Annotated in this window: 6 protein-coding genes; all 6 read left to right on the top strand. The window is 40.3% G+C overall.

Annotation, left to right across the window (positions count from 1 at the left end):
- The first annotated feature begins 127 nt into the window (after nucleotides 1-127).
- Nucleotides 128-364 (top strand): hypothetical protein, encoded by a 237-nt coding sequence (locus tag VQ643_RS15930; protein WP_414201443.1) that lies wholly within the window; start codon nucleotides 128-130, stop codon nucleotides 362-364.
- A 104-nt stretch (nucleotides 365-468) separates the two neighbouring features.
- On the top strand, nucleotides 469-852 hold the full coding sequence (locus VQ643_RS15925; RefSeq protein WP_414201441.1) for a hypothetical protein: 384 nt from the start codon (nucleotides 469-471) through the stop codon (nucleotides 850-852).
- Nucleotides 853-1,410: 558 nt separating this feature from the next.
- On the top strand, nucleotides 1,411-1,782 hold the full coding sequence (locus VQ643_RS15920; protein WP_414201439.1) for a hypothetical protein: 372 nt from the start codon (nucleotides 1,411-1,413) through the stop codon (nucleotides 1,780-1,782).
- A gap of 18 nt (nucleotides 1,783-1,800) precedes the next feature.
- Nucleotides 1,801-2,433, top strand: a complete 633-nt coding sequence (locus tag VQ643_RS15915; RefSeq protein ID WP_414201437.1) for a HEAT repeat domain-containing protein — start codon at nucleotides 1,801-1,803, stop codon at nucleotides 2,431-2,433.
- A 22-nt stretch (nucleotides 2,434-2,455) separates the two neighbouring features.
- Nucleotides 2,456-3,040: a HEAT repeat domain-containing protein gene (locus VQ643_RS15910; protein ID WP_414201435.1), complete on the top strand. Its 585-nt coding sequence runs from the start codon at nucleotides 2,456-2,458 to the stop codon at nucleotides 3,038-3,040.
- Nucleotides 3,041-3,169: 129 nt separating this feature from the next.
- A partial coding sequence (locus tag VQ643_RS15905; RefSeq protein ID WP_414201433.1) for a hypothetical protein occupies nucleotides 3,170-5,255 on the top strand: 2,086 nt, incomplete at its 3' end.

The raw sequence follows: 5,255 nt of genomic DNA, 5'->3' as shown, positions 1-5,255 counted from the left end.
CAAAGATGGACTAACAGTTAATGAATACAAAAAGGTGCTTAAAATTCTAAAATAACTAAATCTACTATTCGGCCTAAGTGGTGGTATCAATCACTATGGGTATGCGGGTGGGAATGGGTTGAGGTTTATGGATACGAAAGGGTTGTTTCCTGCACCATGGTGCAGTTGGTTGCAAGTATTTCTTGGGACATGTCCTGATGTGGGTGATGATATTAAGCCAGAAGATGTTCCTAAAGAGTGGATTAAAGAAAAACTGAAAGAGTTGGAAGGGAAGCCATGTGATGCTGTAGAAACCAGCTGCAAGCATTTGGGCCAGGTTGCTATATGGCGGGAACTCCATGTCTTCTTCCATGCGAAGTATTAAGGGAAAGATGTGAAAAGGAGCAATGTAAATTGAAAGAAGATATATTTAATGAATGTGGTAGTTAAAATTAATTATTTAAATAGCTAAACGTTTAGGAGGGGGTAATGAATGTTCTTGTAAAAAATATAAGATTAATTATTATATTTGTAATGGTTGCATTTGTATTCTTTGTGATTGGTAGTCAGTATGAGAAAGTTAAAAGGCATAGACAAGAAATTTTAATGTTTGCAAATATTACTGGTGAACAAATTATTTCTGTTAATAATATTATTGACTCTTTTGATTATAGGTCGAAAGATGAAATAGTTTTAGATTATAATATGACAATATTGGAAGATGTAGGATGCTCTGTTTGGCTTGATTATTTAGAATACTTTAAAATTAAAGACAAAAAATTATTTTTTTCTGGAATTGATGTGGCACTTGAAAAGATTGATATGCCAAATAACAACCAATGTATACGAAATCTACTAGATATAAAAAGATAGATTATCAACACTTTCATGAGGATCTATGTGTAACCTTGTATAAGTAGGAAGTATGACTGTTATATATGAATGGATAGCAAAACACGCATTGTTATTCCTTACAAAATCACAGCATTAAAACCAAGTGCGCAACCACAACAAGTGATGCGATTAAGCGCGCCTGTTAATACCAATAGAGCAGGGCCTAACTGTAGTAGTTACTAGGCTAGCTTTAATGTGCATTATCAAAGTGAATGTGCTAATGGTGATATTTCTAAAGGCAGTAATGCAGGTAATTTTTATCGTGTTAGCGGTACCAGTTGCTCAGGATCCTCCGGCCGTGGTTGAGGCGGTGGTGGCTCTGGTGGCTGGAGTGTTGCGGGTGGGAATGGGTTGAGGTTTGTGGATTCAGAAGGGTTACATCCTGCTGCAGTAGGAGCAGCAGTTACATTGATTTTTAGATGGAGCTGACGGCGTGGGGCTGCGCAAGCTGTTAGATCTAAGGGTAGACCTGCTGCTCAAGCACAGCAATATAATACTCCGACGATATACTGTGTACGTCAGGTGGGAAACGTCTGTATGGAGCATAGTATATTTCCACCAGATACTATTACAGATAGTAGTTGCAGTCGTTCTATTGATGCAGTAAACAGTATTTTTTATGAGAAGTCAAAAGACAATGAAACCCAAGCTGAAAGGAGAAAACGACTACAGTTTGAGGCAGATTGCCGAGCAGCTATAAAGATACTAACACAAAGCCCTAGAATTCATGGAAAAGAAAATAATGTAGATCGAGGGAGACGAAATGTACTAAGTGGGCAGGTCAATGATGAAAGTATTACATATGCAGATATTGTAGGAAGTACAAAAAGTAGAAGGTCCTCGAGATTCAATGGAAAAAGTTTAAAAGAGATTAGAGAGTTATGTGGCTACAAATCAAGAAGTAATTAACTAAGGAGTAAAGCTGAGATGTATCAAATAAATCTTTCAGAAAAAACATTTGATGAATTGCTTTTCTTATTTAATTGTAATCTTAAGGAGAATCATGATTTTAATTTTATGGTTTCAGCTCATTTAATATGTAAAGATATTGATTATATGATTAGACTATTACCTGAGCTGTCTATGGAACAGTTACGAGGAGTAATGGGAGGTTTTGGAGCTGTATTTTTTAAGCAAATGAAAATATTTAAAAATAAGAAGATTAGCAAGAAGAGAGTGATAGAAATTGTTATTCAGTATGTTGACCACGAAAATGAGTTTGTTGCTGCGGCAGCTATTGGAGCATTAAGTAGTTTGAAGTTTAAAAAATGGTCTAAATTAGAGCCGCATATCAATCATCCTTCCCCTTATGTTCGTGCAGCAGTACTACGCTTCTATAGAAATTTATGTGGAGTAAATTCGAAAAAATTAATTATTAAAAGTTTAAGTGATACACATCCTGAAGTAAGAGAAGTTGCTATTGATGAGCTATTGGAAATAGCAACATCTGACGATATTCCGTTAATGGTTGCTTTCTTAAATGATTCAGATATGTATGTTAACCATGCAGCGCAACTTATGTTGGAGTTTGTAGCGACTTGGCCGCTAGATGACTACTAAAATTTACTATTGAGGTGGAATTATGGACAAAGTAAATATCCGGTATCAAACATTTGATGAGCTGTTATCGCTCTTTGAGTGTGAAACTGAGGATGATGAATTTTATGAGCATATTGCTTTTAATCTTGTAAGAAAAAATCGTGACAGCCTTGATGCATTGATCCCTACGTTTTCTAATAAAAAACTATGTGCAGTACTTGATGCGATGAAAGCTGCAATTGATATTGATATTGATATTATGCAAGGGTGTTTAGAGCACTCAGACCCAAATGTAGTCGCCACTGCCGTTGATAATTTACGTAGGCTGGGGGCTGGACGTTGGCTAATTATAGGGCCATTAATTAAACATCCTAAAGCCCGCGTTCGAAGAGCAGTTATTAGATTTGCTTATGCAAGATTGGGTGCAGCATCAAAACCATTACTGCTTGATTGTTTAAAGGATTCAAATGCGAGTGTTCGCGCAGAAATATTTGAGCAGCTCATTCATATTGCTGCCGCAATAACTGAGCAAGACCTTGAAATTATTAAGCCACATCTTAAAGATAAGAATGGATCTGTTAAAGTAACAATAGATATATTAATGAAAAATATTAAGTTGTTATCGTAAAATTTAATTTATTTTACTGTGTGTGTTTATAGATTTTTTATTTATATTGTAAATAATTTATTCTTGATAAAAATTAATTTTTATAAAATTGAAAAATGATAATGGATGGCTGTTTGGCAGGTAATTAAAATGCATATATCAAAACGAATCAAACCGCGTTTTTATAACCTAGTTATTACCGGCGCTCTATCCAGTTGCTTGCTTGGAGCCACTGCCGCGCAAGCGGCGGTAGGTGGCTTTCCGGAGGCGGTGATTAAACAACCCAATGCCGAATACGTTGAAACCACCACCGACCTTAGCGTTAAAGTGCTGGGGGGTAGTATTGACCTTAACCGTACTTGGTCCAACGGACGCTGGACAGTTAACCCTAACTGGACCACTTTACGCTTTATAGCAGACCCTCTAGGCAATGGCGTTCAATCCATCGAACGCTCCGGAGCTATTTATAAACGTAGTAACAGTGCTAGCACCTATCAATACGAAAAATACAGCCTTGTAAAAACCAATGACGGCTGGCGTTGGAGCGACCCTTCAGGCAACTGGATTAATTACGATAGCCAAGGGCGTATACTTAAATCAGGCGACCGTAATAACATCAGCGTTCACTTTATTCGTGACAGTGAAGGGCGACTAACACAGATCAATGATCATCACGGCAACTTAGCTTACCAATTTAGCTACGACAGCCAAGAAAAACTGATCAACGCCAAAGACCGTGATAACCGCAGCGTCACCTACCACTGGAACGGCAACCAACTGCGAACAGTGACAGACGTTTTAGGCTTTGATTGGTCGTACCAATACAACCATGACAGCCAACTCATACAACGCACCGAACCTGATGGCGGCGTCTTTAAAGTTGTATATGACGCCTCAGTACCTGCCGCACAACTGGCAATGACCAGCGGTAAACTAACCGAGGCCACCAAGCCTGTTACCCTAAGCAGCATCCAACGCGATATCAAACCCGCCCGTGTAGGTCAGTTTGTTGCTAAAACAGGTGCTACCACCTTAATCAACTCACAGTACGACAAAACCAAAAAAACCTACCTGATTACCAGCACAGATGCCTTAGGACGAAAGGTAGAAACCTTATCCAATGCCGATGGCAAATTACTGTCAAGAACTGTTAATGGTGTAGTAGAACAACGCGTTGTTTTTGAAAACAAATACCGCCGCCTAGTCACCGATGCCAGAGGTCATACCACCACCATTGACTACAGTGCCACCCAGCGCCCAGTAACAATCACACACCCTGATGGCACCACCGAACACTTTGAATACTCCACCGACTTTGACCAAGTGACGCGCTATACCAGCCCAAAAGGCATCGTAGCCAAACTGACCTACGATACTAATGGCAACGTTATTAACGTAATTGAAGCGCTAGGTAGCGCTAACGAACGTCAAACACACTTCACCTACGACCAGTACGGCCAAGCTAGCCAAATTACCATTGGCAACGGCAATAACAGCCGCACCATCAAACTCAAATATGACAATAACGGCAATATCAACGAACTCACGGATAGCAAAGGCAACACCTACCACATCAGCGTTAACAGCCAAGGCCAGATCACCCAAGCGAAAAACCCACTGGGAGGCATTTGGCACTACCGCTATGACAACGCAGGCAACTTACGCCAAAGCATCAATCCCCTCAACCAAAGCGAAACCTATGAAACCGACTTTGCTGGGCGTATAACCCAATACACCAACGCCCTAGGCTTTAGCAGCCAACAAAGCTACACCTTTGATCACACCGGCTCACGTATTATCCTTAAAAACACCCTAGGTGAAACCCGACAAGAACACTACAACCTTGTCAACCAACTGATAGAAATCACCTCACCCTCAGGCTTAAAAACCCAACAAACCTATGATGAGCAAGGACGTTTGATCACAGAAACTGATCCTATGGGGAATCAGATCAAATATGAATATGGCAACAGCGCCGATGTTGTAGGACGACTGATCAAAACCATCTACCCTACCTACAGTGAAACCTACCGCTACGATCAAAAAGGACGTACCACCCAAACCACACAGTGGCTAAGCGCCACAGAGCAACTCACCAGCCAATACAGTTATGATGAACAAGGGCAACTGGTCAGCAGCACCTTACCTGGCAACCGCACCCAGCAAACTCAATACGATGAACTAGGCAACATCACCGTCACCACGGACTCACTGGGCAACACCACCACACAGGTGT

Source organism: Pseudomonas sp. F1_0610, from assembly GCF_047470865.1.
In the GTDB taxonomy this organism is placed as follows: domain Bacteria; phylum Pseudomonadota; class Gammaproteobacteria; order Pseudomonadales; family Pseudomonadaceae; genus JAZDRH01.
The sequence above is the reverse complement of the archived record's forward strand: the minus strand, read 5'-3'. Positions and strand labels throughout refer to the sequence as shown.